This is a genomic window from Nocardiopsis xinjiangensis YIM 90004 (assembly GCF_000341145.1).
Taxonomy (GTDB): domain Bacteria; phylum Actinomycetota; class Actinomycetes; order Streptosporangiales; family Streptosporangiaceae; genus Nocardiopsis; species Nocardiopsis xinjiangensis.
Map to the genome: position 1 here is coordinate 1 of NZ_ANBE01000090.1, position 520 is coordinate 520.

Below are 520 nucleotides of genomic sequence, written 5' to 3' on the forward strand. Positions count from 1 at the left end.
GTGCGCAACGATTACGGTTCGGTGGTCGTGCCTGGGTTGGGGGAGTGGGAGCCGTGGTTGTCGGTGTCGGTGGTGTTGCCGGCGCATGGGCATCAGGGGAAGTTGGATCTGGTGTTGGCGTCGTTGGCGGCGCAGAGTTATCCCTCGCGTCTTCTCGAGGTCGTGGTGGTCGATGACGGGTCTGCGGAGCCGTTGGTGTTGGGTCCGGTGGTTCCGGAGAATGTGCGGTTGATTCGTTCTTCGGAGGGTGCGTGGGGTTCTGCGCACGCGGTCAATTGTGGTGTGGCTGCTTCGTCGGGGGATGTGGTGCTGCGGTTGGACGCGGACATGCTGGTTTTTCGGGAGCATGTGGAGTCGCAGTTGCGGTGGCATCACCGGTTGGATTATGCGGCGGTGTTGGGGCACAAGCTCTTCGTGGACTGGGATCCGGAGCAGTATTCGGCCGAGCGGGTGTGTGCGGAGGTGGCGGCCGGGCGTGCGGGGGCGTTGTTCGACGCTTCCACCGCCGACCCCCACTGGA

The 520-nt window shown here is 64.2% G+C and carries 1 protein-coding gene; it reads left to right on the forward strand.

Features of this window, described 5'->3' with window-relative positions:
* A partial coding sequence (locus tag D473_RS25375) for a glycosyltransferase family 2 protein (RefSeq protein ID WP_033354014.1) occupies positions 1 to 520 on the forward strand: 520 nt, incomplete at both ends.